General features: G+C 69.0%; 21 protein-coding genes and 1 pseudogene. 9 read left to right on the top strand and 13 right to left on the bottom strand.

Annotation, left to right across the window (positions count from 1 at the left end):
• Positions 1 to 17 precede the first annotated feature (17 nt).
• On the bottom strand, positions 18 to 434 hold the full coding sequence (locus tag C560_RS0111915; protein ID WP_026538382.1) for an MGMT family protein: 417 nt from the start codon (positions 432 to 434) through the stop codon (positions 18 to 20).
• A 97-nt stretch (positions 435 to 531) separates the two neighbouring features.
• On the opposite strand from C560_RS0111915, the gene C560_RS0111910 reads away from it, so the two are divergent.
• The 4 genes from C560_RS0111910 to C560_RS0111895 all read left to right on the top strand — a co-directional run bounded on the left by C560_RS0111910 (position 532) and on the right by C560_RS0111895 (position 4089).
• Positions 532 to 1242 carry a 3'-5' exonuclease gene (locus C560_RS0111910; protein WP_018773857.1) on the top strand — a complete coding sequence of 237 codons (711 nt, stop codon included), beginning with the start codon at positions 532 to 534 and terminating at the stop codon, positions 1240 to 1242.
• Between the two features lie 409 nt (positions 1243 to 1651).
• The gene (locus tag C560_RS23595; protein WP_026538381.1) at positions 1652 to 2587 is read left to right on the top strand and encodes an ABC transporter substrate-binding protein; all 936 of its coding nucleotides are present in this window, start codon (positions 1652 to 1654) and stop codon (positions 2585 to 2587) included.
• Positions 2588 to 2590: 3 nt separating this feature from the next.
• A complete protein-coding gene (locus C560_RS23590) occupies positions 2591 to 3355 on the top strand; it encodes an amino acid ABC transporter permease (protein WP_026538380.1) in 765 nt (254 codons plus the stop codon).
• On the top strand, positions 3352 to 4089 hold the full coding sequence (locus C560_RS0111895; protein WP_026538379.1) for an amino acid ABC transporter ATP-binding protein: 738 nt from the start codon (positions 3352 to 3354) through the stop codon (positions 4087 to 4089). The genes C560_RS23590 and C560_RS0111895 overlap by 4 nt, the downstream gene beginning before the upstream one ends.
• 100 nt (positions 4090 to 4189) lie before the next feature.
• Here the strand turns inward: C560_RS0111895 and hemL are convergent, their stop codons facing one another.
• The 10 genes from hemL to hemE form a co-directional block, all read right to left on the bottom strand.
• On the bottom strand, positions 4190 to 5521 hold the full coding sequence (gene hemL / locus C560_RS0111890; protein ID WP_026538378.1) for a glutamate-1-semialdehyde 2,1-aminomutase: 1332 nt from the start codon (positions 5519 to 5521) through the stop codon (positions 4190 to 4192).
• Positions 5522 to 5550: 29 nt separating this feature from the next.
• A complete protein-coding gene (locus C560_RS0111885; RefSeq protein WP_026538377.1) occupies positions 5551 to 6651 on the bottom strand; it encodes an LLM class flavin-dependent oxidoreductase in 1101 nt (366 codons plus the stop codon).
• Positions 6648 to 7631, bottom strand: coding sequence for a porphobilinogen synthase (gene hemB, locus C560_RS0111880; RefSeq protein WP_026538376.1), 984 nt, complete (start codon positions 7629 to 7631; stop codon positions 6648 to 6650). Before hemB ends, C560_RS0111885 begins: the two co-directional genes overlap by 4 nt.
• Positions 7628 to 8596, bottom strand: coding sequence for a uroporphyrinogen-III synthase (locus tag C560_RS0111875; protein ID WP_026538375.1), 969 nt, complete (start codon positions 8594 to 8596; stop codon positions 7628 to 7630). Before C560_RS0111875 ends, hemB begins: the two co-directional genes overlap by 4 nt.
• A 19-nt stretch (positions 8597 to 8615) precedes the next feature.
• Entirely contained in the window at positions 8616 to 9614 is a 999-nt protein-coding gene (gene hemC, locus C560_RS0111870) for a hydroxymethylbilane synthase (protein ID WP_026538374.1), read from the bottom strand.
• A complete protein-coding gene (locus C560_RS0111865; RefSeq protein ID WP_026538373.1) occupies positions 9611 to 10906 on the bottom strand; it encodes a ferrochelatase in 1296 nt (431 codons plus the stop codon). The genes hemC and C560_RS0111865 overlap by 4 nt, the downstream gene beginning before the upstream one ends.
• A complete protein-coding gene (gene hemQ, locus C560_RS0111860) occupies positions 10903 to 11649 on the bottom strand; it encodes a hydrogen peroxide-dependent heme synthase (RefSeq protein ID WP_026538372.1) in 747 nt (248 codons plus the stop codon). The genes C560_RS0111865 and hemQ overlap by 4 nt, the downstream gene beginning before the upstream one ends.
• 154 nt (positions 11650 to 11803) lie before the next feature.
• Positions 11804 to 12568 (bottom strand): hypothetical protein, encoded by a 765-nt coding sequence (locus C560_RS22640; RefSeq protein WP_155855774.1) that lies wholly within the window; start codon positions 12566 to 12568, stop codon positions 11804 to 11806.
• A gap of 370 nt (positions 12569 to 12938) precedes the next feature.
• The gene (gene hemG, locus C560_RS0111850) at positions 12939 to 14465 is read right to left on the bottom strand and encodes a protoporphyrinogen oxidase (protein ID WP_026538371.1); all 1527 of its coding nucleotides are present in this window, start codon (positions 14463 to 14465) and stop codon (positions 12939 to 12941) included.
• Positions 14466 to 14469: 4 nt separating this feature from the next.
• Positions 14470 to 15642 (bottom strand): uroporphyrinogen decarboxylase, encoded by a 1173-nt coding sequence (gene hemE, locus C560_RS0111845; protein WP_043423034.1) that lies wholly within the window; start codon positions 15640 to 15642, stop codon positions 14470 to 14472.
• Positions 15643 to 15811: 169 nt separating this feature from the next.
• Between hemE and C560_RS0111840 the strand changes: the two genes are divergently transcribed.
• A complete protein-coding gene (locus tag C560_RS0111840; RefSeq protein ID WP_231494327.1) occupies positions 15812 to 17206 on the top strand; it encodes a glutamyl-tRNA reductase in 1395 nt (464 codons plus the stop codon).
• 60 nt (positions 17207 to 17266) lie between these two features.
• On the opposite strand, the gene C560_RS0111835 is transcribed toward C560_RS0111840, so the two are convergent.
• Positions 17267 to 18310, bottom strand: coding sequence for an SDR family NAD(P)-dependent oxidoreductase (locus tag C560_RS0111835; protein WP_026538368.1), 1044 nt, complete (start codon positions 18308 to 18310; stop codon positions 17267 to 17269).
• Between the two features lie 101 nt (positions 18311 to 18411).
• Positions 18412 to 19635: a molybdopterin-synthase adenylyltransferase MoeB gene (moeB, locus tag C560_RS0111830; protein ID WP_231494326.1), complete on the bottom strand. Its 1224-nt coding sequence runs from the start codon at positions 19633 to 19635 to the stop codon at positions 18412 to 18414.
• An 83-nt stretch (positions 19636 to 19718) separates the two neighbouring features.
• Here moeB and C560_RS0111825 point away from each other — a divergent pair, with 83 nt between their 5' ends.
• From C560_RS0111825 to C560_RS21675, 4 genes and pseudogenes are all read left to right on the top strand, one after another.
• The gene (locus tag C560_RS0111825; protein ID WP_442852618.1) at positions 19719 to 20438 is read left to right on the top strand and encodes a TetR/AcrR family transcriptional regulator; all 720 of its coding nucleotides are present in this window, start codon (positions 19719 to 19721) and stop codon (positions 20436 to 20438) included.
• Positions 20439 to 20498: 60 nt separating this feature from the next.
• A complete protein-coding gene (locus C560_RS0111820; RefSeq protein ID WP_026538366.1) occupies positions 20499 to 20723 on the top strand; it encodes a DUF3107 domain-containing protein in 225 nt (74 codons plus the stop codon).
• A gap of 87 nt (positions 20724 to 20810) precedes the next feature.
• Positions 20811 to 21113: a hypothetical protein gene (locus tag C560_RS0111815; RefSeq protein WP_018773839.1), complete on the top strand. Its 303-nt coding sequence runs from the start codon at positions 20811 to 20813 to the stop codon at positions 21111 to 21113.
• Between the two features lie 150 nt (positions 21114 to 21263).
• A pseudogene (locus C560_RS21675) lies at positions 21264 to 21897 on the top strand (hypothetical protein); the annotation flags it as partial.

Here is a 21897-nt window from a genome sequence, read left to right as displayed (position 1 = left end):
GAGGTGGCTGGGGGTACTCACACAGTCATTTCATCATCGGGTACCGACAATTTATGCGACTCCCGTTCGAGCCGCTCCGCGATGGCATCGATCCGGTCGAAGTCGGCCTCGGTGGGCGCCCAGCGGCCGGAGGCCAGGTCAACACGCCAGCGTCCCTCGCCGGTCCGGCGGAAGTCGTCGTAGCGGCCCAGCAGCGGCGTCCCCTCCTGCAAATAAAGGCCCAATGCCTCGTGCTCCAGGCCTGGCGGGGCGTCCCCGCTGGATTTCAGGACGCGCCACCAGGGCACGCTGCTGCCATAGTGGCTCATGACCGACCCGACCTGGCGCGGGCCGCCGGCGCCGAGGAGTTCCGCAACGTCGCCGTAGGCCACCGCCGTGCCGGCCGGGATCAACGCCACGAGCTCCAGCACCGCCTGCACATACTCCGTCCGCATCGGTCCAGCCTAGCCGTTCCGGACCCCGGGACCGTGTCCGGGCGGCACGCGGGCACAGCGGTCAGGAACTGTCAGTGGCAGCAGTTACGGTTGAAGCATGAGCACTTGGAACACCCTCCCCCGCGCAGCCTTCGACCTCGAAACCACCGGGCGGAACTCCCGCGCGGCGCGGATTGTCACAGCATCCATCACCGTGGTGGACTCCGACGGCGGGATTGTCCAGGAACACGAGTGGCTCGCCGACCCCGGCGTTGAGATTCCCACCGAGGCCAGCGACATCCACGGCGTCACCACCGAGAAGGCCCGCAGCGAAGGCCGCCCCGCCGCGGAAGTGACGCGGGAGGTCGCCGCCGTGCTCCAGGAGCTCTTCGACACGGGCGTGCCGGTCATCGCCTTCAACGCCAGCTACGACTTCACCGTGCTCGCCGCCGAATCGGCCCGCTACGGCGTCCCGCAGTTGAGCCGCTTCCCCGTGCTGGATCCGTACGTCATGAACAAGCAGGTGGACCGATACCGCAAGGGCAAGCGCACCCTCACCGCCTTGTGCGAGGAGTACGGCGTCAATCTGGACAACGCGCACACCTCCGCGGCCGATGCCCTGGCAACCCTTCGGATGCTCGATGCCATGGCCGGAAAATTCCCCAAGCTCAGGATGCCGGCGAGCAACCTGCACCAGCTCCAGGTCGAATGGGCCTCTGCCCAGGCCGCGGACTTCCAAAGCTACCTGCGCAAGACGAAGCCGGCCGCCGTGATCGAAGGCGACTGGCCCGTCCTGCCTCCCGAGGATGCCAGCCGGGGCGACTTCTAGGATTTCGGAACGCCGGGATGCCGGACGCCCGGGCGCCGGCGCGGGAACACTTCTTAAAACGAAACGTTCGCCGGCGGAACGGCTTAACTAGTCCCCCGCTGTGCGCAAATCCAGTGATTGCGACGGAGGTCACACCGCCCGGGTCGTCCACCGGCCGCCCGCTCCGGCGCCGATGATTCCGCGCCACCCCGCCAGCACTATCAGGATCACCGCCGATCACGCATGACCCTGAAGATAGTTCGCAGAACGCACACACCAGCTCTGATTTGTTCGGATTGAATGGGCGCCCACGTCGGATGACACAATTATCTTTCGCGGCGTGTCTGCTCCACCCGGCGCCCAAGCCAGCGGCCGGGGGCCCGATGAGCCTCCCGCGACCCACTGAATTTCAGACGAAAGTGATTGCGTGATGAAAAGCAAAGCCTTGAAGTGGCTGACCACCGTTCCCGTGGCCATCGCCGTGGCGGTTTCCCTTGCAGCCTGCGGCGGCGGTTCGGCCCAGTCAACGGCGTCACCGACGGATGCCCTGCAGGGCAGCGACCAGAAGTCCTTGGACAAATACACCACCAAGGACGTCACTCCCCTGGACCAGATCGACAAGTCCAAGCTCGGCCTGATCACCGATGGAACCCTGACTGTGGGAACCCTTTCGGACGCGCCGCCGAACATCTACATCGACCAGTCCGGCAAGTTCACCGGCTACGACAACGAGCTCCTGCGCGCCATCGCCGACAAGCTGGGCCTCAAGGTGGAGTTCAAGGCCACCGGCTTCGCGTCGCTGCTCGCCCAGGTCCAGAACAAGCAGTTCGACCTCGGGTCCTCCTCGATTTCCACCACTGACGCCCGCCGCAAGACCGTTGGCTTCACCAACGGTTACGACTTTGGCTACATGGCCGTGGTCGCCAAGAAGGACTCCAACATCAAGGGATTCAAGGACCTGACCAAGGACACCCGCATCGCCGTGGTCCAGGGCACGGTGCAGGATGACTACGTCACCAACACGCTCCAGATCGAGCCCGTCCGCTTCGAGGACTACAACACCGCTTACGCCAACGTGAAGAACGGCCAGGTCGACGCCTGGGTCGCTCCGTCCCAGCAGGCCACCGGCCAGGTCAAGGACGGCGACGGCACGGTCATCGCCGAGTCGGTGGTAAACACCCAGAACTTCACTGCGTACGCCGTGAACAAGGAAAACCAGCCGCTCATTGACGCGCTGAACTCCGGCCTGGACGCCGTCATCGCCGATGGCACCTGGTCCAAGCTGACCAAGGAATGGTACCCGGACCGCGAGACCCCGGCCACGTGGTCCCCGGGTTCCAAGGCCGTCACTGTTCCGAAGTCCTAGTCCATGGATGCACTCGATCAACTCATAGGCAGCTTCTTCGACTGGGAGGCGATAGTAGCCGTCCTGCCGCAAATGCTTACGGTCGGCCTGCGCAACACCCTGATCCTGGCGATCGCCTCGGGAGTGCTCGGGTGCATCCTGGGCATGGTCCTGGCCATCATGGGCACGTCCCGCAGCACGCCGCTCCGGTGGCTGTCGCGGATCTATACGGATGTCTTCCGCGGGGTCCCCGCGATTGTGGTCATCCTGCTGATCGGCATCGGGCTCGGACCCGTGGTCCGGGAACTGACCGGATCCACGAACCCGTTCCCGCTCGCCATCTTCGCCCTGACGCTCATGGCGTCGGCCTACATCGGCGAAATCTTCCGCTCAGGCATTCAGAGCGTGGAAAAGGGCCAGCTGGAAGCCTCCCGTGCCCTGGGATTCAGCTATAACTCATCCATGCGCCTCGTGGTGATACCGCAGGGCATCCGGCGCGTGCTGCCGGCCCTGGTCAACCAGTTCATCACGCTGATCAAGGACTCCTCCCTGATCTACCTGCTCGGCCTGCTCGCCAGCCAGCGCGAGATCTTCCGGATCGGTAACGACGCCGCCGCCAACACGGGCAACCTGTCGCCCCTGATGGCCGCGGCGTTCATGTACCTCATCCTGACCGTTCCGCTCACCCACTTGGTCAACTACATCGACAACCGCCTGCGCACCGGCCGTCCGGAGAAACAGCAGCCGGACGACGCCGCCGCCCTGATCGGGAAGGGAGCACAGCCTTGAGCGAATTCGCCTCCGGCTCGCTGACCGGCAAGAACCTCCACCTGTCCTTCGGCTCAAACCATGTCCTCCGCGGCATCGACCTGGACGTCCCGACGGGCACCACGGCCTCGGTGATCGGTCCCTCCGGCTCAGGGAAGTCCACGCTCCTGCGTGTCATGAACCGCCTGATCGAACCGGACCAGGGCGACATCCTGCTCGATGGCCGCTCGGTCCTGAAGGACAACCCGGACGAGCTGCGCCAGCGGATCGGCATGGTGTTCCAGCAGTTCAACCTGTTCCCGCACAAGACCGTGGTGGACAACGTCTCGCTGGCGCTGCGGAAGCTGCGCAAGCTGCCGGCCGAGCAGGCCCGGGCCGAGGCGCTCGAGCAGCTCGACCTGGTGGGGCTCAAGCACAAGGCCGACGCACGTCCTGCCAACCTCTCCGGCGGGCAGCAGCAGCGCGTCGCCATTGCCCGCGCCCTGGCCATGAAGCCGGAGGTGATGTTCTTCGATGAGGCCACCTCAGCCCTCGACCCGGAGCTCGTCAAGGGTGTGCTGGCGCTGATGGCCGACCTCGCCAAGGGCGGCATGACCATGGTGGTGGTGACCCACGAGATGGGCTTCTCCCGCAATGTCTCGGACACCGTGACGTTCATGGACGCCGGCGTCGTCGTCGAGTCCGGTCCGCCGGAACAGATCTTTACCAGCCCGCGGACCGAGCGGCTGCAGGGGTTCCTCGCGGACGTTCTGTAGTTCGCCAGCGCCAAGGCAACTTAGCCAGGGCAACTTAAATGACTGATGGCACCCGCAACAGCGGGTGCCATCAGCCGTTAACTCGTTAAAGTGCTGCAGGCTACGGCCTGGCGCCAGCCGCCGCCTTCGCCGCGGCCGGGAGGGCGTCGAAGATCCGGTTCATCGCGGCATCGTCGTGCGCGGCGGAGAGGAACCAGGCCTCGAAGACCGACGGCGGCAGGTAGACGCCGGAGTCCAGCATGGAGTGGAAGAACGGGGCGTAGCGGAACACTTCCTGGCCCTGGGCGTCGTCGTAGTTGTGGACACCCCGGGCGCCCGTGCCGAAGGCCACCGAGAACAGGTTGCCTGCGCGCTGGATGGAGTGGTCCACGCCGGCTGCATCGAGTGCGGAGGACAGCGCCGCGGAGAGTTCCAGCGAGCGGGCATCCACGAACGAATAGACTTCGGGGGTGGCATGCGTGAGGGTCGCGACTCCGGCGGCCATGGCCACCGGGTTACCGCTCAGCGTCCCGGCCTGGTAGACGGGGCCCAGGGGCGCCAGGTAGTCCATGACCTCCGCGCGCCCGGCGAGGGCCGCCGTCGGCATGCCGCCGCCAATCACCTTCCCGAACGTCAGCAGGTCCGGAGTCCACGGCTCGGCGGCGTCGGCGGCGCCTCCGGTGAGGCCCCAGTAGCCGGAGTAGCCGGTCCGGAAGCCGGTCAGGACCTCGTCGAGGATCAGCAGGGCGCCGTGCTCGCGGGTGATCCGGGAGAGGCCGGCGTTGAAGCCGTCGCCGGGGGTGACAACGCCCATGTTGGCGGGAGCGGCTTCGGTGATGACGGCGGCAATGCTGTCACCGTGCTTGGCGAAGGCGGCCTCGACGGCGCCGAGGTCGTTGTAGGGCAGCACGAGGGTCTCGGCGGCGGTGGCGGCGGTGACACCGGCCGAGCCGGGCAGCGCGAGGGTCGCCAGGCCGGAGCCTGCGGCGGCGAGGAGGCCGTCGAGGTGGCCGTGGTAGCAGCCGGCGAACTTGATGATGAGGTTGCGGCCGGTGAAGCCGCGGGCCAGCCGGACGGCCGTCATGGTCGCCTCGGTGCCGGTGGAGACCATCCGGACGCGCTCGGCGGCCGGGACGCGCTCCTTGACGATGGCGGCGAGGTTTGCCTCGTCCGGCGTCGAAGCTCCGAAGGAGAGCCCGCGGTCGACGGCGGCGTGCACGGCTGCCAGGACCTCCGGGTGGGCATGCCCCAGCAGCGCCGGGCCCCAGGAGCAGACGAGGTCGACGTAGTCGGCACCGTCGGCGTCGGTCAGGTAGGCGCCCTTGGCGGACACCATGAACCGCGGTGTCCCGCCCACGGAGCCGAAGGCGCGCACGGGTGAATTCACGCCGCCCGGCATCAGCTGGCGGGCCCGGTCAAAGAGTTCCTCGTTGCGAGGCATGCTGGAAGTCATGGTTCCTATTCTTTCAGTTCGCGGCCAGTTCAGTTCGCGGCCAGAAGCGCGGCCACGCGGGGCGCCACTTCGGTGCCGAACAGTTCAATCGAGCGCATCATGGCCGTGTGCGGCAGGGTGCCGTTGCTGTACTTGAGATCAAAGCGGTCCACGCCCAGGTTCTTTTTGAGCAGGGCGATTTTCGCGGCCACGGTTTCCGGCGACCCGACATAGAGGGCTCCCTCGGGCGTGCACATCGCGTCGAACTCGCCGCGGCTGGCCGGGCCCCAGCCGCGTTCGGCCCCGATCCTGTTGCGCTGATCGAGCCAGTGCGGGAAGAACTCCTCCCGGGCTTCCTCATCCGTGGCGGCAACGTGGCCGGGCGAATGCGTGGCCATTTGCTGCATCGAGTGCCCGTACTTGGCCATGGCTTCCCGGTAGAGGTTGGCCAGGGGCGCGAAGGACCGCGGCTGGCCGCCGATGATCGCGAAGATGATCGGGTAACCGTACTCGGCGCAGCGCAGCACCGACTCGGGGGTGCCGCCGACGCCGATCCAGGTCGGCAGAAGGTGGTGTTCCAGCGGCGGATAGACGCTCAGGCCGCTGATGGCCGGCCGGGTGCGTCCCTCCCAATGGACCGGTTTCTGCGCCCGGACCTTGTCGAAGAGCTCGAGCTTTTCCTCGAAAAGGACCTCGTAGTCCGCCAGGTCCAGGCCGAACAGCGGGAAGGACTCGATGAAGGACCCCCGGCCCAGCATGACCTCCGCCCGGCCGCCGGAGATGGCGTCCACGGTCGCGAAGCGCTGGAACACCCGGATCGGGTCATCGGAGCTGAGCACTGTCACGGCCGAGCCGAGCCGGATGTTCTTCGTGCGGGCGGCCGCCGCGGCCAAGAAGACCTCCGGGGCGGAGACCGCGAAGTCGCGGCGGTGGTGCTCCCCCACCGCGAAGGCGTGCAGGCCGATCTGGTCCGCGAGTTCAGCCTGTTCCAGGAGCTGGCGCAGCACCTGGGCGTGCGGGACGGGATGGCCGTCCGGGAAGACCCCGACGTCGCCGAAGGTGTTCAGGCCCAGGAGGATGCGGTGCGGTCCCACCGGCGCCGTGGGTGTGGAATCGAGCGGGGCGTTCGCGGTTTCAGGGGCCGTGTTCATCGGGTTTCCTTCAGCCAGCCGGCGAGCTCGCTCGCCCAGTAGGTCAGCACCATGTTGGCGCCGGCGCGTTTGATGCCCAGGACGGACTCGGTGATGGCGGCCCGGCGGTCAATCCAGCCGTTCGCGGCGGCAGCCTCGATCATCGAGTACTCGCCGGAAATCTGGTAGGCGGCCACGGGGACCGGGCTCATGGCGGCGACGTCAGCGAGGATGTCCAGGTAGCTCATGGCCGGCTTCACCATGACCATGTCGGCGCCTTCGGCCAGGTCCAGGTCGACCTCGAGGATGGCCTCCCGGCGGTTGGCGGCGTCCATCTGGTAGGTGCGGCGGTCGCCGGTCAACTGCGAGTCGACGGCCTCGCGGAACGGGCCGTAGAACGCGGAGGCGTATTTCGCGGCGTAGGCCACGATCGCGGTGTTGGCGTGCCCGGCGTCCTCCAGGGCCTGCCGGATCACGGCGACCTGGCCGTCCATCATGCCGGAGGGGCCCAGGACGTGGGCCCCGGCGTCGGCCTGGGCAACCGCCATCTGGCCGTAGATTTCCAGGGTGGCATCGTTGTCGACGTAGCCGTTGGCGTCCAGGACGCCGCAGTGGCCGTGGTCGGTGAATTCGTCGAGGCACACGTCGCTCATGACCACGAGTTCGTCGCCGACCTCGGCGCGGACGTCCCGGATGGCCTTGTTCAGCACGCCGTCGGGGTCCAACGACGCCGTCCCGCGCGCGTCCCGGACGGCGGGGACGCCAAACAGCATGATGCCGCCGACGCCCAGCTGCACCGCCTCGGCCGCGGCACGCCTGAGCGAATCGGTGGTGTGCTGCTGCACGCCGGGCATCGAGGCGATCGGGTTGGGCTCGGTCAGGCCTTCGCGGATGAAGGCCGGCAGGATGAGCTCCGAGGCTGAGAGCCGGTGTTCGGCCGTCAGCCGGCGCATGGCCGGGGTGGTGCGGAGCCGGCGGGGGCGGTGGGTCGGGAAGCTCATATGGTGTCCTTTGCTGAGGGCTCTGCGACTGACGGATGCGGTGGGGGCTGCTGGTGGTCAAGGGACCGGACGACGGCGGCAACCAGCCCGGACGCCGTCGGCTCCTCGGCGACGGCGTCGACGGTGAGTCCGAGGGAAGCCGCCTCGGCCGCCGTCGAGCGTCCGATGGCGACGAAACGGCAGTTGCCCAGCGGGGCGAGGTCCGCGTGGATGCGGCGTGCGGCGCTGGGCGAGGCGGCGACGACGGCGTGCAGCCGGCCGGCACCGATTTCGGCCTTGGCCTCGGCCGCGGTGAGCACGGCGGGCGGCGGCGCGTCCTGCCCGGCTGGACTGCTCCCCTGCGTCAAGGCCGCCTGCGGCGGGGCCGGCGGGGAGGCGGGCAGGGCCCGGCGCGGATCGGCCGGATAGTCGACGGTGTTGTATGCGGTGACGGCCTGGACTGCGGCACCGCGGGCCTCCAGGCCCTTGCGCAACCGGGGGTCCGCAATGTCCGCCTGGGGCAGGAGCACGCTGCCCTGGTTCGCGGGCCAGATGTCGAGCAGGCCCGTGCCGGATTGCTGGCCCGAGGGTGCGAGGTCGACGCTGATGCCCCGGGATTCCAGCACACGGCGGGTCGCCGGGCCGATCGTGGCCACAAGGATGCTGCCGGGCAGCCAGCTGCTGAGGGAGGCACCGCGTTCGGCGGCTTTCGCTTCAAGTGCCTGGACGGTGGTTACACTGCTGACCACGAGCCACGTGTAGGCCCCGGCGCCGAGGGCGTCGAAGGCGACGTCGAGGGAGTGCTGGTCGCTGGCCTGCTCGAAGTCGATCAGCGGCAGCAGCAATGGCTCGGCACCGACACGGCGGAGCGCCGTGACGAGCTCCCCCGCGCGGTCCGGGCTGCGGGCAACCAGCACGCGGGCGCCCTCCGGCAGGCTCATGCCGGCTGGCCCGCCCGTGTTGTTGCGGTCGCTGTGCCGTCCCATGAAGTGTGGAATCCGCGGTTCAGGAAGCGGCCAGGTCCGCGATGTCCGCGGCGCCGCGGGCGAGCAGGACTTCCGCCAGCTCGATCCCGAGCAGCGTCGCCCCGACCTCGGTGAGGCCGTCGGTGGCCTTCTTGTCGCGGACGGTTGCCGTGCCGTCGACCGCGCAGACCACCGCTTCGAGGTGGAGCATGCTCCCCTTGCGGTAGGCGTAGGCGCCCACGGGGGCGGCGCATCCGGCCTCCAGGCGGGCCAGCAAAGCGCGTTCGGCCGTGACGGCGAGCCGGGTGTCCGGATCATCGAGGGCCGCGAGGGCCTGCGCCAGGACGCCCTGGGAGCCTTCCGTGGACCCGGCCCTGCGGGGCGCGTCGGCGGTGCGGCATTCGATCGCCAGGGCACCCTGCCCGGCGGCAGGCAGCATGATGTCCGTTTCGAGGTACTCGCTGACCGCGTCGAGCCGGCCGATCCGGTGCAGTCCGGCGGCGGCGAGGACGACGGCGTCGAGGTCGTTCGACTTGCCGTCAACGACGGCGTCGTTCGTGTTGCCCGACAGGCCGGGGACGCGCCCCAGCCGGGTGTCCACGTTGCCGCGGATGTCGCGGATGTCCAGGTCCGGACGCACGGCGCGGAGCTGGGCCGCGCGGCGCGGCGAGCCGGTGCCGACGCTCGCGCCACTGGGCAGGTCGGCAAGTTTGAGCCCGTCGCGGGCGCACAGCACGTCCCGGACGTCGACGCGTTTGGGTGTGGCCGCGAGGCTCAGGCCGAGGGCCGGACCGGTCGGGAGGTCCTTGAGCGAATGCACGGCGATGTCGCAGGTGTTCTGCAGCAGGGCGTCGCGGAGCGCTGCGACGAAGACGCCGGTGCCGCCCATCTGGGACAGCGAGCCTTTGAGGACATCGCCGTCGGTCCTGATGTGGACGAGCTCGACGGGGAACCCGCCGACGGCGGCCAGCTGGTCCGCGGTCTGTTGGGTCTGGGTCAGGGCGAGCTTGCTGGCGCGGGTGCCGATTCGGACGCTCATGCGGTCCCCCGGCCTGCCGCCGTATCAGCCGTGCCCGCCGCCGTGCGCGAAGCCACCGCTGCGGCCGGGTAGGGATCGTGTCCGGTCCCGACGGTGGTGTCGGCTCCGGCGATGGTGGGCTTTTCGCCGCGGAAGTTCGCGCAGCAGCCGGGACGGCAGACGTCGTACCAGGGGCCGAGCTTGGTCAGGTGCGGCCGCTCGGCGATGTTGTTCGCGACGGTCCGCTCGCAGATGAGGTCCACGAGCCCGGCGACAAACTTGCGGTGCGTTCCGGGCGTGGGGACGCGGGTTGCGGCCAGCTCCAGCCGGGCGCAGGTCTCAAGCGCCTCGGTGTCCAGGTCCCAGACCACTTCCATGTGGTCGCTGACAAAGCCCAGCGGCACAATCACGATGCCCTTGACGCCCTGGCCGGCGAGCTCCTCGATGGCGTCGTTGATGTCCGGTTCGAGCCACGGCACATGCGGGGCGCCGGAGCGGGACTGGTAGACGAGGGACCAGGGTGCGGTCAGGCCCGTCGCGGCTTCCACCCGGCGGATGATTTCGGTGCCGGAGGCCAGATGCTGTGCGGCGTACGCGGAGTCTTCCTCGAAGGTGCGCGGCTCACCCTCGGACCGGCCTGCTGCCTCGGCGTCGCGGGTCGGGATGGAGTGCGTCGCGAACAGGATGTGCACGGGGGCGTCCGGGGTGCCGGCCGCGGCCAGCTGGGCACGGACGTCGGCGAGGCCTGCGGCGGTTCCCTCGATGAAGGGCTCCACGAACCCGGGGTGGTCGAAGTACTGGCGCACCTTGTCGACCTCGAGCTTGCCGTCGAGCCCGGTTTCGGTCAGCGCCATGCCGATGTCCTCGCGGTACTGGCGGCAGCTGGAGTAGCAGGAGTAGGCACTCGTGGTGAGCATGAGCACCTTGCGGTGGCCGGCGTCGTAGATCTCCTGCAGGGTCTGCGGGATGTACGGGTCCCAGTTGCGGTTGCCCCAGAACACCGGCAGCGCGATGCCGCGGGCGGCAAGTTCGGCCTCGAGGCCGGCCTTGAGCTGACGGTTCTGTGAGTTGATGGGGCTGATGCCGCCGTTGGCGCGGTAGTGGTGCGAGACCTCTTCGAGCCGTTCGTCGGGGATGCCGCGGCCGCGGGTGACGTTGCGGAGGAACGGGATGACGTCCTCCTGGCCTTCGGGCCCGCCGAACGAGGCGAGGAGCACGGCGTCGTACTCCTTGGGGGCCATCCGGCCGGCCTCGGTGACGGCGTTCACGGCGGTTACTGAGGCGGCGGATTCCTGGGGATCCAGCGGGCTCATGCCAGGACCTCGGCAATCTCGGCGGCGGTGACGCGGCGGCCGGTGTAGAACGGGATTTCCTCGCGGACGTGGTGCCGGGCTTCGGTGGCCCGGAGGTGGCGCATCAGGTCCACGAGGTCCACGAGCTCGGGGGCTTCCAGTCCGAGGATCCATTCCCAGTCGCCGAGGGCGAAGGAGGACACGGTGTTGGAGATGACCTGGGGGAAGTCGCGGCCCAGCAGGCCGTGGTCGCGGAGCATGGCGCCGCGCTCGGCGTCCGGGAGGAGGTACCACTCGTAGGAGCGGACGAAGGGGTAGACGCAGAGCCATTCCGCCGGTTCCACGCCGCGGGAGAACGCCGGGGTGTGGTTCTTGGCGAATTCGGCCTCGCGGTGCACGCCCATGGCGGACCAGACGATCTCGGTGCCGGCGAACAGCTTGCTGCGCCGGATGTCCCGCACTGCCCGCTGCAGCGCTTCCGGCCGGGGAGCATGCAGCCAGACCATGATGTCCGCGTCGGCCCGCATCGCCGAGACGTCGTAGCTGCCGCGGTGGACAACTCCGGCGTCGGCGAGGCTTTTCATCAAGGCGTCGAAGTCCTCAGCGGCATCGGCGCCGCGCAGGATGTCCGCCGACCGCTTGAATACGGTCCAAAGGGTGAAGAACTGCTCAGTTGAATCTTCGGGCGCCGATGCCCCGGCGACGGATTCTCCGGGGGCTGACATTCCGGTTTTAGTGACAGATTCGGCAGAAGTGTGGCTCATGCATACCAGTCTGCCTCCTCTCCCCAGCTAAGTCGAAAAAAAGCACTTCTACATCGCGTAGAAGTGCTTTATTTCACATGCCGGGCGCGGCTCCGCGTGAGGCGGGTCCGCGTGAGGCGGGTCCGCGTGTCGCGGGCGCGGGATGCTGGTCCTGTCAGCTCCGGCGCATCCGAAGGACCGTGACGCCGGCGCCAAGCGAGAGCGCTACCAGGGAGATGCCCCAGCCGACCAACGGGGACGGACCGGCCGGTTCCAACGTCGAGGTTGCCTCAAGGGAGGTGTTGCCGGAGTGGCCCTTGGCCGGAGCCTGGGTCTGGGTCTGGCCGCTTGGGGACGGATGCGGCGCGGCCGACTGCGAGGCCGACTGCGTGCCGGTACCGCTGCCCGCGGCCGGCACCGCGGTGCCGGACTGGGGCCCGGCGGCCGGGTCGGCGCCCGCGCTGCCCGGTGCCGGCTGGCCGGAAGCCTGTCCGGTGGGAGCGGTCCCGGCGGAACCGCCTGCGGCGGGAGCTCCCGGAGCCGGGGCCGCGGGCGGCGCGCCGGGATCCTGCGGTCCGGCGGGCGGTGCAACTTTCGCGGACGGCGTGCCCGACGGCGGCGGGGTACTGGTGTGCGGGGCCGTGGGTTCGGGATTGCTGGGCTCGGGGTCGCTGGGTTCGGGATTGCTGGGCTCGGGGTCGCTGGGTTCCGGGTCGCTGGGCTCGGGATCGCTGGGTTCCGGGCTGCTGCCTGGCGACGGGGTGGCCTCGCCCGGGTCGGCGGACGGCGAGGGGCTCGGCGTCTTTGAGGAGCCGAGCAGGCTGTCCAGCACGTCGTCGAGGCCGAGGGTCAGCGAACCCTGCGCGGACGGCGCGGTGGACGCCGCCGCGGACAACCCGGCGGCCGCCTGCGAGGCAGGAGCCCCGGCGGTGGCAGCCAATACGGCCCCAAGCGCGACCGCCGCCGCACCCCTTCGAAGGCCCCGATGGCTCCCGGTCTTCGTTGTTGACACCTTGGACCTGAAAGTAAACATGGTCATCGAGCCTAGCCGGAATCGATCGGCAGGAAAAACTTGCAAAAACCGCGAATTTCCGGCACGAAACCACCGGGACCGGAGGGGTTCAGGGTGCCTTTGGAGCCGCTGTGATTCCTGTGACTGAAGGTGCGTTTGGGGCTCGGAGGACCGCGTTGTGGGCAGCCAAATTCGATGAAGCCACACTGAGCGCAGCAGCGGTCAGTGCAACCACTTGAACTCAGCGTCCGTCATGGCAATCCGCGGTCAGGGCAACCGCGTTCAGGGCAATCCGCGGTCAGGGCAACAGCCTGCGGACCTGCTGCGGGGTGTCGGCGACGATCGCGGCCAGGCCATTGCCGGACAGCCAGCCGCCCACCACGGCAAGCGTGCCGTCCGCGGCACAGACGCTCCGGACGTCCGCGACACGCTGCCTGTGGCCCAGGGACGCAAACGGCAGCGCACCGGCCCAGCGGACCACGTCCCAATCGGCCACGTCCCCGGCGCCGACGGGCACAGCCAGCAGGGCCGAGGCATCAGCCAGCGCTGCGCGGAAAAGTTCATCGTCGGAGCGCGGCGCTGTGGCCAGTCCACCGCCGCGGGACTCGGGCACTGCCCGGGGAGTAACAGCCCCGGGAGCTGCGCTCCGTCCGTAGGAGAGCCGGAGCACATGCCTTCCCGGGCCTGCCATCTCCGCCAGCCACGCCCATTTGGCGGTGGCGTGCGTCAGCGCCTTGGCCTGCACGCCCGGGCTCTGCGGCGCAACAAGCACGCCGGTGCCGCGTGGCGCCGCGTCAAGGGCCGGGAGGTCCACCACGAGCGTGACAAGGCTGACGTCGGGACCCGCGTCGGGGCGGTGGCCGGCAAGTTCCGGCAGGGACTCCTCAAGCAGCCCGACGGCGGCGGGACCTTCGACCGCAACCACGAGGAGCCCGGCGTCGAAAGTGGCCTGGTCTGTGGCCACGCGCCAGCCGTCGGCTGTGCGCCGCACTGACCGGGCCTGGGTGCCGGGCAGCAGGGTGACGCCGCGCTGACGCAGATCAGCCAGCAGGGCGGCGACGAGCGTGTGCATGCCGCCGCGCAGCCCGGCGACGGCGGAGCCGGCCTTCTGGAGCCCGGCGGCCTGGGCTGTCCCAGCCGTTCCGGCTGGTCCGGAGGGGCCCGCCATGGCGGTCGCCGCTCCCCTGCGCTGGGCCGCGACGGCGGCGGCGAGGGAACCGTGCTGACGGATGCCAGCCCGCAGACCGGGGGCCACCATGTCGACGTCGAGGGCTGAGGGATCGGCCGAGTGGACGCCGCCGACCACCGGTGCCACGAGCCGGTCCAGGACCCGCCTGCCCATCCGCCGGCGGACCAGGGCTGACACGCTCGTTGCCCCGGCAGCGGTGCCCAGCGAGGCCGGCAGCACGGCGTCGACGGAGGCACGGAGCGAACCCAACAAACCCAGCGACCGGCGGACTTCCGGGTCCCACGGGCTCGCCGGGATGCCCAGCACACCGGTCTTGGGCAGTTCCCGGGGACCGTCAGGCAACTGGACCCAGGCCCCGCCGGGGTTCGGCGCGACGATCTCGCCGGCCAGCCCGAGCTCCGCGGCGAGATCGGCTACGGCGGCGGTGCGGGTGGCGAAAGACTCCGCGCCGCTGTCCAGGGTCAGTCCGGCCACGGCATGGCTGCCGACGCAACCGCCCCAGGCCTCGCCGGCCTCCAGGACGGTGGTGCGGACCCCGGCCAGGGCGAATTCCCGTGCCGCAAGCAGCCCGGAGATCCCGCCCCCAATCACGACGGCGGTGCCTTCCCCGGGAGTCCCGGCGGCGCCTGCGTCCACGCCCCTACTCCGGAGCGATGGAGTGGATAAGTTCGACGACGCGCGTGAGAACCTCAGGATCCGTCTCCGGCGGCACCCCGTGGCCGAGGTTCACGACGTGCCCGGGCGCAGCGGAGCCTGCCGCGATCACCTCGCGGACATGGGCTTCGAGGACTTCCCACGGTGCCGAAAGCAGTGCCGGGTCGATGTTGCCCTGCAGCGGAACGGTGCCGCCGAGGCGGCGGTTGGCCTCGTCCAGCGGCAGCCGGTAGTCGACCCCCACGACGTCGACGCCGACGTCGCGCATCGCGACGAGCAGTTCCGACGTGCCGGTGCCGAAGTGGATCAGCGGTGCACCGAGGTGCCGGACATGGTCCAGGGCCCGGGACGACGCCGGCGCAACGAAGCGCTGGTAGTCGGCCAGTCCCAGCGAACCGGCCCAGGAGTCGAAGAGCTGGCCGGCGGAGGCGCCGGCTTCCAGCTGCGCGCGGAGGAACATCCCCGAGGCATCGGCGGCCCAGTTGGCCAGGGCAGTCCAGGTCTCGGGGTCGGCGTGCATCATGGTGCGCGGGCCGAGGTGGTCGCGGGAAGGCTTGCCTTCCACCATGTACGCGGCAAGGGTAAACGGGGCACCGGCGAAGCCGATCAGCGGGGTGCTGCCGAGCTCGGCCACCGTCAGCCGGACGGCCTCGCGGATGGGCTCCAGGGCCTCCCAGGTCAGCTGCGGCAGGGCGGCAACGTCAGCGGCCGTGCGGACCGGCTTGTCCAGGACGGGTCCGACGCCGGGCACGATGTCCACGCCGACGCCGGCCAGCTTGAGCGGGATGACAATGTCCGAGAAAAAGATGGCGGCATCGACGTCGTGGCGGCGGACCGGTTGCAGGGTGATCTCGGAAGCCAGCTCGGGGCGCAGGCAGGAGTCCAGCATCGCGACGCCCTCACGTACCTTGAGGTACTCGGGGAGGGAGCGGCCGGCCTGGCGCATGAACCAGACCGGACGGCGGGAGGGCTTGCCGCCGCGGTAGGCGGTGATCAGCGGCGAATCCGCGGTGCGGCCGTCCATCAGCGGGTGCCCGGCATCGAGGCCGCGGGCGGCGGCACCCGCGGCGGCGCCATCATTGGCGGCATTGCCGGCTGCGCCGTCGTCGGACGTACTGAAGGTGGTCGTGCCGGCACGGGCCGCAGCGCTTGGAGTCATGACTTCGATTGTGCCCAAATTTGTGCCCAAAAGATAACGACAGCCTGTCACGCTGGCTCCGGCACTGGCCATGAGTGCCGCGCCGTGGCGGGAATCACAGGCCGGGGTGCCTGAGCCCACGCCGGACAGTTGTTCTACACGGACGCGAAAAAGCTATGATGGTGGTGCTGTGGTTCTTTTTTCATTGGTGGCTACACACGCCGACATCGACCTCGAAACCGTTGCTCAGTTGAGCACCGGCGCTTCAGGGATCGCCACATCCGCCCTCGCCGGATCGCCGGCCGTGGCGGGTGCCGTTGTCCTTGCCACGTGCAACCGGCTTGAAATCTATGGTGAAGCCCCCCATCCGGACGCCGTCGCCGCGGCCCGGGCAGCCCTCATCACCCACATCAGCGGCGCCAGCGGACTCAACGATCAGCTCGTCTCCCGCGCCTTCAGCACCCGTACTGGCGCCGAGGTCAGCCAGCACCTCTTCTCCGTCAGCTCCGGGTTGGACTCCGCCGTGGTGGGCGAACGGGAAATTGCCGGGCAGGTCCGCCGCGCCTTGATCACGGCCCAGCACGAGGGCACCGCCAGCTCCGGCCTGGTCCGGCTGTTCCAGGCCGCGTCCAAAACCGCGAAGGACGTCGGCGCCCAGACGGCGTTGGGTTCGCGCGGGCTCTCCATCGTCTCCGTGGCCCTGGACCTCGCCACTGACCTGTCGGAAAACCCGGACTGGACCGCCAAGAAAGCCGTCGTCTTCGGGACCGGCGCCTACGCCGGTGCCACCATGTCCCTGCTGCGCGAACGCGGCTGCACCGATGTCTCTGTCTATTCCTCCTCCGGCCGCGCCGCCGGCTTCGTCGCCACCCGGGGCGGCACGGCACTGGACGAGGACACGCTTCCGGGCGCAGTTGCCGCGGCCGACGTCATGATCGGCTGCAGCGGCTCCGACAGCCGGGTCGAGGCGGACGAAATCGCCCGGATCCGGGCGAACTCGCGCCAGCCGCTGATCGCGATCGACCTCGCCCTGACCCATGACTTCGACCCCGCTGTCGGCGACCTCGACGGCGTCGAACTGCTGACGCTGGAATCGGTCCGGCTGGCCGCACCGCAGGAACAGGCCGAGTCGCTCGAGCAGGCCAGCAGCATCGTGGCCGGGGCGGCCAGCGCCTTTGAGCAGGAGCGCGAGGCCAGGAGCGTCGACTCGGCGATCGTCGCCTTGCGCCGCCACACGATGAACGTCCTGGACGCGGAAATGGAAAAGGTCCGGGCCCGGCACGGCTGCACGGCCGCCGCCGAAGAAGTCGAATTTGCCCTGCGCCGCATGGTGAAACAACTGCTGCACGTCCCCACCGTCCGGGCCCGCGAACTGGCCTCCAACGGTCAGCAGGACGCCTACATTGCCGGTCTTGAGGCGCTGTACGGCATCACGGTGGAGCCCACCGCCGGCGCAACGGTTCCCGGTGCCGCCGGTTCCGCGGCCGCGTGCCCCGTGGACCACAACGCCGTTGTCCATAACCCCGGCGCCCATAACCCCGGCGACCTCGGCCCCGCAGCGGGCGACATCCGCGAAACCGCGTAGCTGCCCCGCGCGTCCCCGCGCCGCGACTTATCCGTGGATAATCCCTGGATAATCCCTGGCTTATCCGGGGAAAGCGTTGAGCCCGGTCATTTCGGCCGACACCTGCCACAGCCGTGTGGCAGCCTCCCGGTCCACCGCGTGGGCATCAACTCCCCGGACCCTGGCTTCGGGCGACCCGGGCACCGTGGCTTCGGCGATGTCGCAGTCCTCGCAGTAGACGCCGCCCATTCCTTCGAGCGCCGGCGCCGTCGCGGCCCAGACCGAGGTGGCCGCGCCCTGAGCGGGGGTCTTGAAGCGCGGGTCGAGCTTGCCGTGTTCGTCCATCCAGCCCGCGGCGATCATCTCCTCCCGCGGCAGGTGCCGCTGCAGCTCCGTCATGATCCCGCCGGGATGTACTGCGAAGGCGCGCACGCCAAAGTTCCGGCCCAGGGCATCGAGCTGGACGGCGAAGAGCGCGTTCGCCGTCTTGGCCTGGCCGTACGCACGCCACTTGTCGTAGCCGGCGTCGAAATTGATGTCATCGAAGCGAATCGCGGAGAGCTTGTGGCCGGTCGAGGACAGCGCGACCACGCGGGCTCGCTGGGCCGCGGCAAGCGCCGGCCAAAGCAGGTTGGTCAAGGCAAAATGGCCCAGGTGGTTCGTGGCGAACTGTGATTCCCAGCCGGGTCCCACCCTGCGCTCCGGACTCGCCATGATGGCGGCGTTGTTGATGAGGATCTCCAGGCTGCGGCTTGCACCCGGCGCCGCGCCAGGTACGGTTCCCGGCGCCGGGCCGGCCAGGAAGCCGGCGGCGAATTCCTTCACACTGTCCTGGTCCGCCAGGTCCAGCTCGGCGACGCTGACGCCGCCAGTGGTTGCCGGCATCAGCCCGGCCGCGGCGAAGACTTCACGGGCATGCTCCGGCCGCCGGGCCGGCACCACGACGGCGGCGCCGGCGGAGGCCAGCGCCCGCACGGTCTCCAGGCCCAGCCCCGAGTACCCGCCCGTGACAATCGCGGTCTTCCCCGTCAGGTCGATCCCGGCAATGACGTCGGCCGCCGTCGAATCCCGGCCGAACCCGGAGCCGATCTTCCGCTGGGGCGTCAGTGCATTTTCCTCGCTCATGACATTTTCCTCGCTCACGACCAAGCCTTTCGGTTAAGGGCGCCGCTCAACGGAGCGTTCATTCGGGTGCCGCGACATGGCCGCCAATGGCCAGCCACGGCTCAGTACACCGGTTTCCCGGGTTCCACGTCCCTAACCCAGGCGAGAATGCCGCCCTCGAGGTGGCTGACGCGCTCGTACCCGGCGGCGCGGGCTGCGGACAGGACGGCGGCGGATCGTGTTCCGGCCTTGCAGTGGAAGACAATTTCGGCTTCCTGGGGCAGTTCCTGCCACGCCTCGCCGGCAAGGATGCGGCCTTGCGGGATCAGCTCCGACCCCTCAATGCGGACGATTTCGTATTCTCCCTGCTCGCGCACGTCCACGAGGCGGAAGTCCTTGAGGCCGGCCTGGCGGGAGGCCAGCATGGTGGCGAGCTGGGTCGCCGTCACGGTGTGCTCGGTACCGGCATCCGCCGTTGGGGTGATCCCGCAGAAGGCCTCGTAATCGGTGAGTTCGGTGATCCGCTCCGCCGCCGGGTCCCGGGTCACCTTGATTTCGCGCCAGGTGCCGCCCAGCGCGTCATAGAGCGCCAGCCGGCCCAGCAGGGACCGGCCGACGCCGGTGATCAGCTTGACGGCCTCGGTCACCATCAGCGCTCCGACGGCGGCGCACAGCATGCCGAACACGCCGCCTTCGCCGCAGGACGGCACAGATCCGGGCGGCGGCGCCTCCGGGTAAAGGTCCCGGTAGGTGGGCCCGAACTGTTCCCAAAAGACGCTGACCTGGCCGTCGAAACGGAAAATCGATCCCCAGATGTAGGGCTTGCCGAGGATGGCGGCGGCGTCATTGACGAGGTACCGGGTGGCAAAGTTGTCGGCGCCGTCGAGGATCAGGTCGTAGCCGGCAAAGAGTTCCAGTGCGTTGGACGCATCGAGGCGGACGTTGTGGAGCCGGACGTCCACGAGCGGGTTCAGCGCCGCTATGGCATCGCGGGCGGACTCGATTTTAGGCCGGCCCACGTCCGCGACGCCATGGATGATCTGGCGTTGGAGGTTGCTGAGGTCGACGTCGTCGTCGTCGACGATGCCCAGGGTGCCAATCCCGGCGGCGGCGAGATAGAGCAGGGCCGGGGAGCCGAGGCCACCGGCACCGATCACCAGGACTTTCGCGTTCTTGAGGCGTCGCTGGCCGATCGCGCCGATCTCCGGAATGATCAGGTGGCGCGAGTAGCGTTCCACCTCCTCCGGGCTGAGGTCCGCCGCCGGGTCAACCAGCGGTCCGGGCCGCGGATCCAGCTGCGTCTTGGGGATTGCGGGGGCACCGGCGTCGGTGAACTTGGAAGCCATACTTCAATCTATGCCCGAAGATACCGCCAGGTCATATTACCCGCGCGTAAGGTGTAATTGAGTGCAAGGTAGTTCAGTACGAAATGCAAATGAGTGCCATTGCGCGCAATGGGGTGAAAAGGGAAAGAAGGCCGACAGTGGTTCATCAGGCACCGTTGGAGCGGGACGAGTCCGGCAAGCCGCCGGCAGGGCAGACTCGGAGCGGACAGCGCTCGGCCCGCCTCCCCCGCGACGAGCGCCGGGCGCAGCTGCTGGCGGCCGCGCAGGAAGTTTTCGTGGCGAACGGCTACCACGGTGCCGCCATGGACGAGATCGCCGAGACTGCCCACGTCAGCAAGCCGGTGTTGTACCAGCACTTCCCTTCCAAACGGGACCTCTACCTGGCCCTGCTGGACAGCCACCTCAGCAAGCTGACCGACCTGCTGCTTGGCGCCCTGAACTCCACCACCGACAATGACGAACGCGTCCAGGCCGTCATGCGCGCCTACTTCCGCTTCATCGCCCACGACGACCAGGCGCACCGGCTCGTCTTCGAGTCGGACCTGATTAACGATCCTGACGTCAGCGCGCGGCTGGAAACGTTCAACAAGACCTTCGCCGACGCCGTCGCGCATGTCATCGCCGAGGACACCAAGCTTCCTGAGCTGGAGGCCCAGCTGCTGGGCCGCGGGCTCGCCGGAATGGCCCATGTGAGCGCCCGGTATTGGCTGGAAACGGACGGGAACCTGGATCTCGATGTAGCCAGCGACCTCATCTACCGTTTAGCTTGGCGCGGAATCTCCCGCTTCCCCAAAGAGACCTAGAGTACAACTAGAGATTGACCTTAGACATTTTTGGACGTTGATTGGCTGGGAGGCCTTGCTGTGGAAGTAAAGATTGGTATTCAGAACATTGGCCGCGAAATTGTCCTCGAATCGACCCAGGACGCCGACGCCGTCGCCAAGGTAGTCGGCGACGCGATCGCCAAGGGCAGCGAACTGCGGTTGAAGGACGACAAGGGCCGTCTGGTGATCGTCCCCGCCAATGCCCTGGGCTACGTGGAAATCGGAGCAGAAGAGGCCCGCCGCGTCGGCTTCGGCGCCCTCTAGCCCCGTTCTTCTCACTGCCGCTTCTTCACTGGCTTTCTCATCATCGTTTCTTCGTCATCGTTTCTTCACCAGCGTGAGGTGTCCTGAATGCTTTCCCTGATTGTGGTCGCCTTGGTGACCGTCGCTGCGGGTTTCGTGGTGTGGGCCAACGACAAGCGGCACCAGAAGTACGGCGTCGCCGTCCCGGCGGGAGTCGCTGCGTCCGTCGGCATGCTCAGCTGGATCATCTTCATCGCGGCCGGGCTCGGCTACCAGCCGGGCCTGACCTGGATCCCGTGGATCCTGCCGATGGTGCTGGGCACCGCAGCCTCGATCGCGGCCGTGGTGTACCTCGGCAAGGCCCGGACCCGGCAGGACACCGAGCGGCTCACCAGCATCCTGAAGCTCTAGCTCGTTAGACCCGCACGGCCGGTTTCCGCGCGCATCCGTGACCACGCACCCAACAGGGTGCGTGGTCACAGTTCGTTTGGGGTCCCGCCGAGTGAGCCGTACGGAACCGTGTCCATCATCTTTGTCGTACCCCAGAAATAGACTCGAGCCATGGAAGCCGTCAGGGATTTCATCAGGGATTTCAGCCCTTGCGAGGACGAGGCGCAGGGCACGGACCGGGGTGCAGCCCCGGTCCGGCAATCCGGTATGGACACCGCCGTGGCCGCGCTGCGGGCGGTGAGTTCGACGGCAGTGGAGGACGCGGGGTCGTGGGGCTTCCGGGCCGCGGCGGACTTCGCCGGCAGCGTGGAGGAACTCTCCCGCACGGTGGAGTATCTGCAGCTCGTCGCGGCGGCCGCCGTGGACCGGACCAGGAAGCAGTCCGCCGCCGCGGCCTCCGGGGGCGCGGCCTCCGGGGTTGCGGCGGGGGCGGTCACGGCGTGGACCACCGGCTGGCGCGAGAGCGACGGCGGATGGCAGACCGGCACGGCCGGAACCTCCTTGGCCGCGGGGCCTGACGGCGCGACCGGCACCTTGGGGCCCGCCTGCGGGCCCGGTACCGCAGAACCTGCCGGCGTGTCCGGTACGGCGGTGCCGGAATCGGTGCTGGATGACGGGTACCGGAACACGGCGGAGTTCCTGCGGGCGCGGCTGCGGATCGGCGCCGCGGAGGCCAAGCGCCGGCTCTGCCTCGCCGACACCCTGCTGCCCCGGCAGGGACTCACCGGCCGGCCCATGCCGGCCG

It is taken from the genome of Arthrobacter sp. 9MFCol3.1 (assembly GCF_000620385.1).
In the GTDB taxonomy this organism is placed as follows: Bacteria; Actinomycetota; Actinomycetes; order Actinomycetales; family Micrococcaceae; genus Arthrobacter.
Note: the sequence above shows the minus strand (reverse complement) of the source record. Positions and strands in the feature narration are given on the sequence as shown.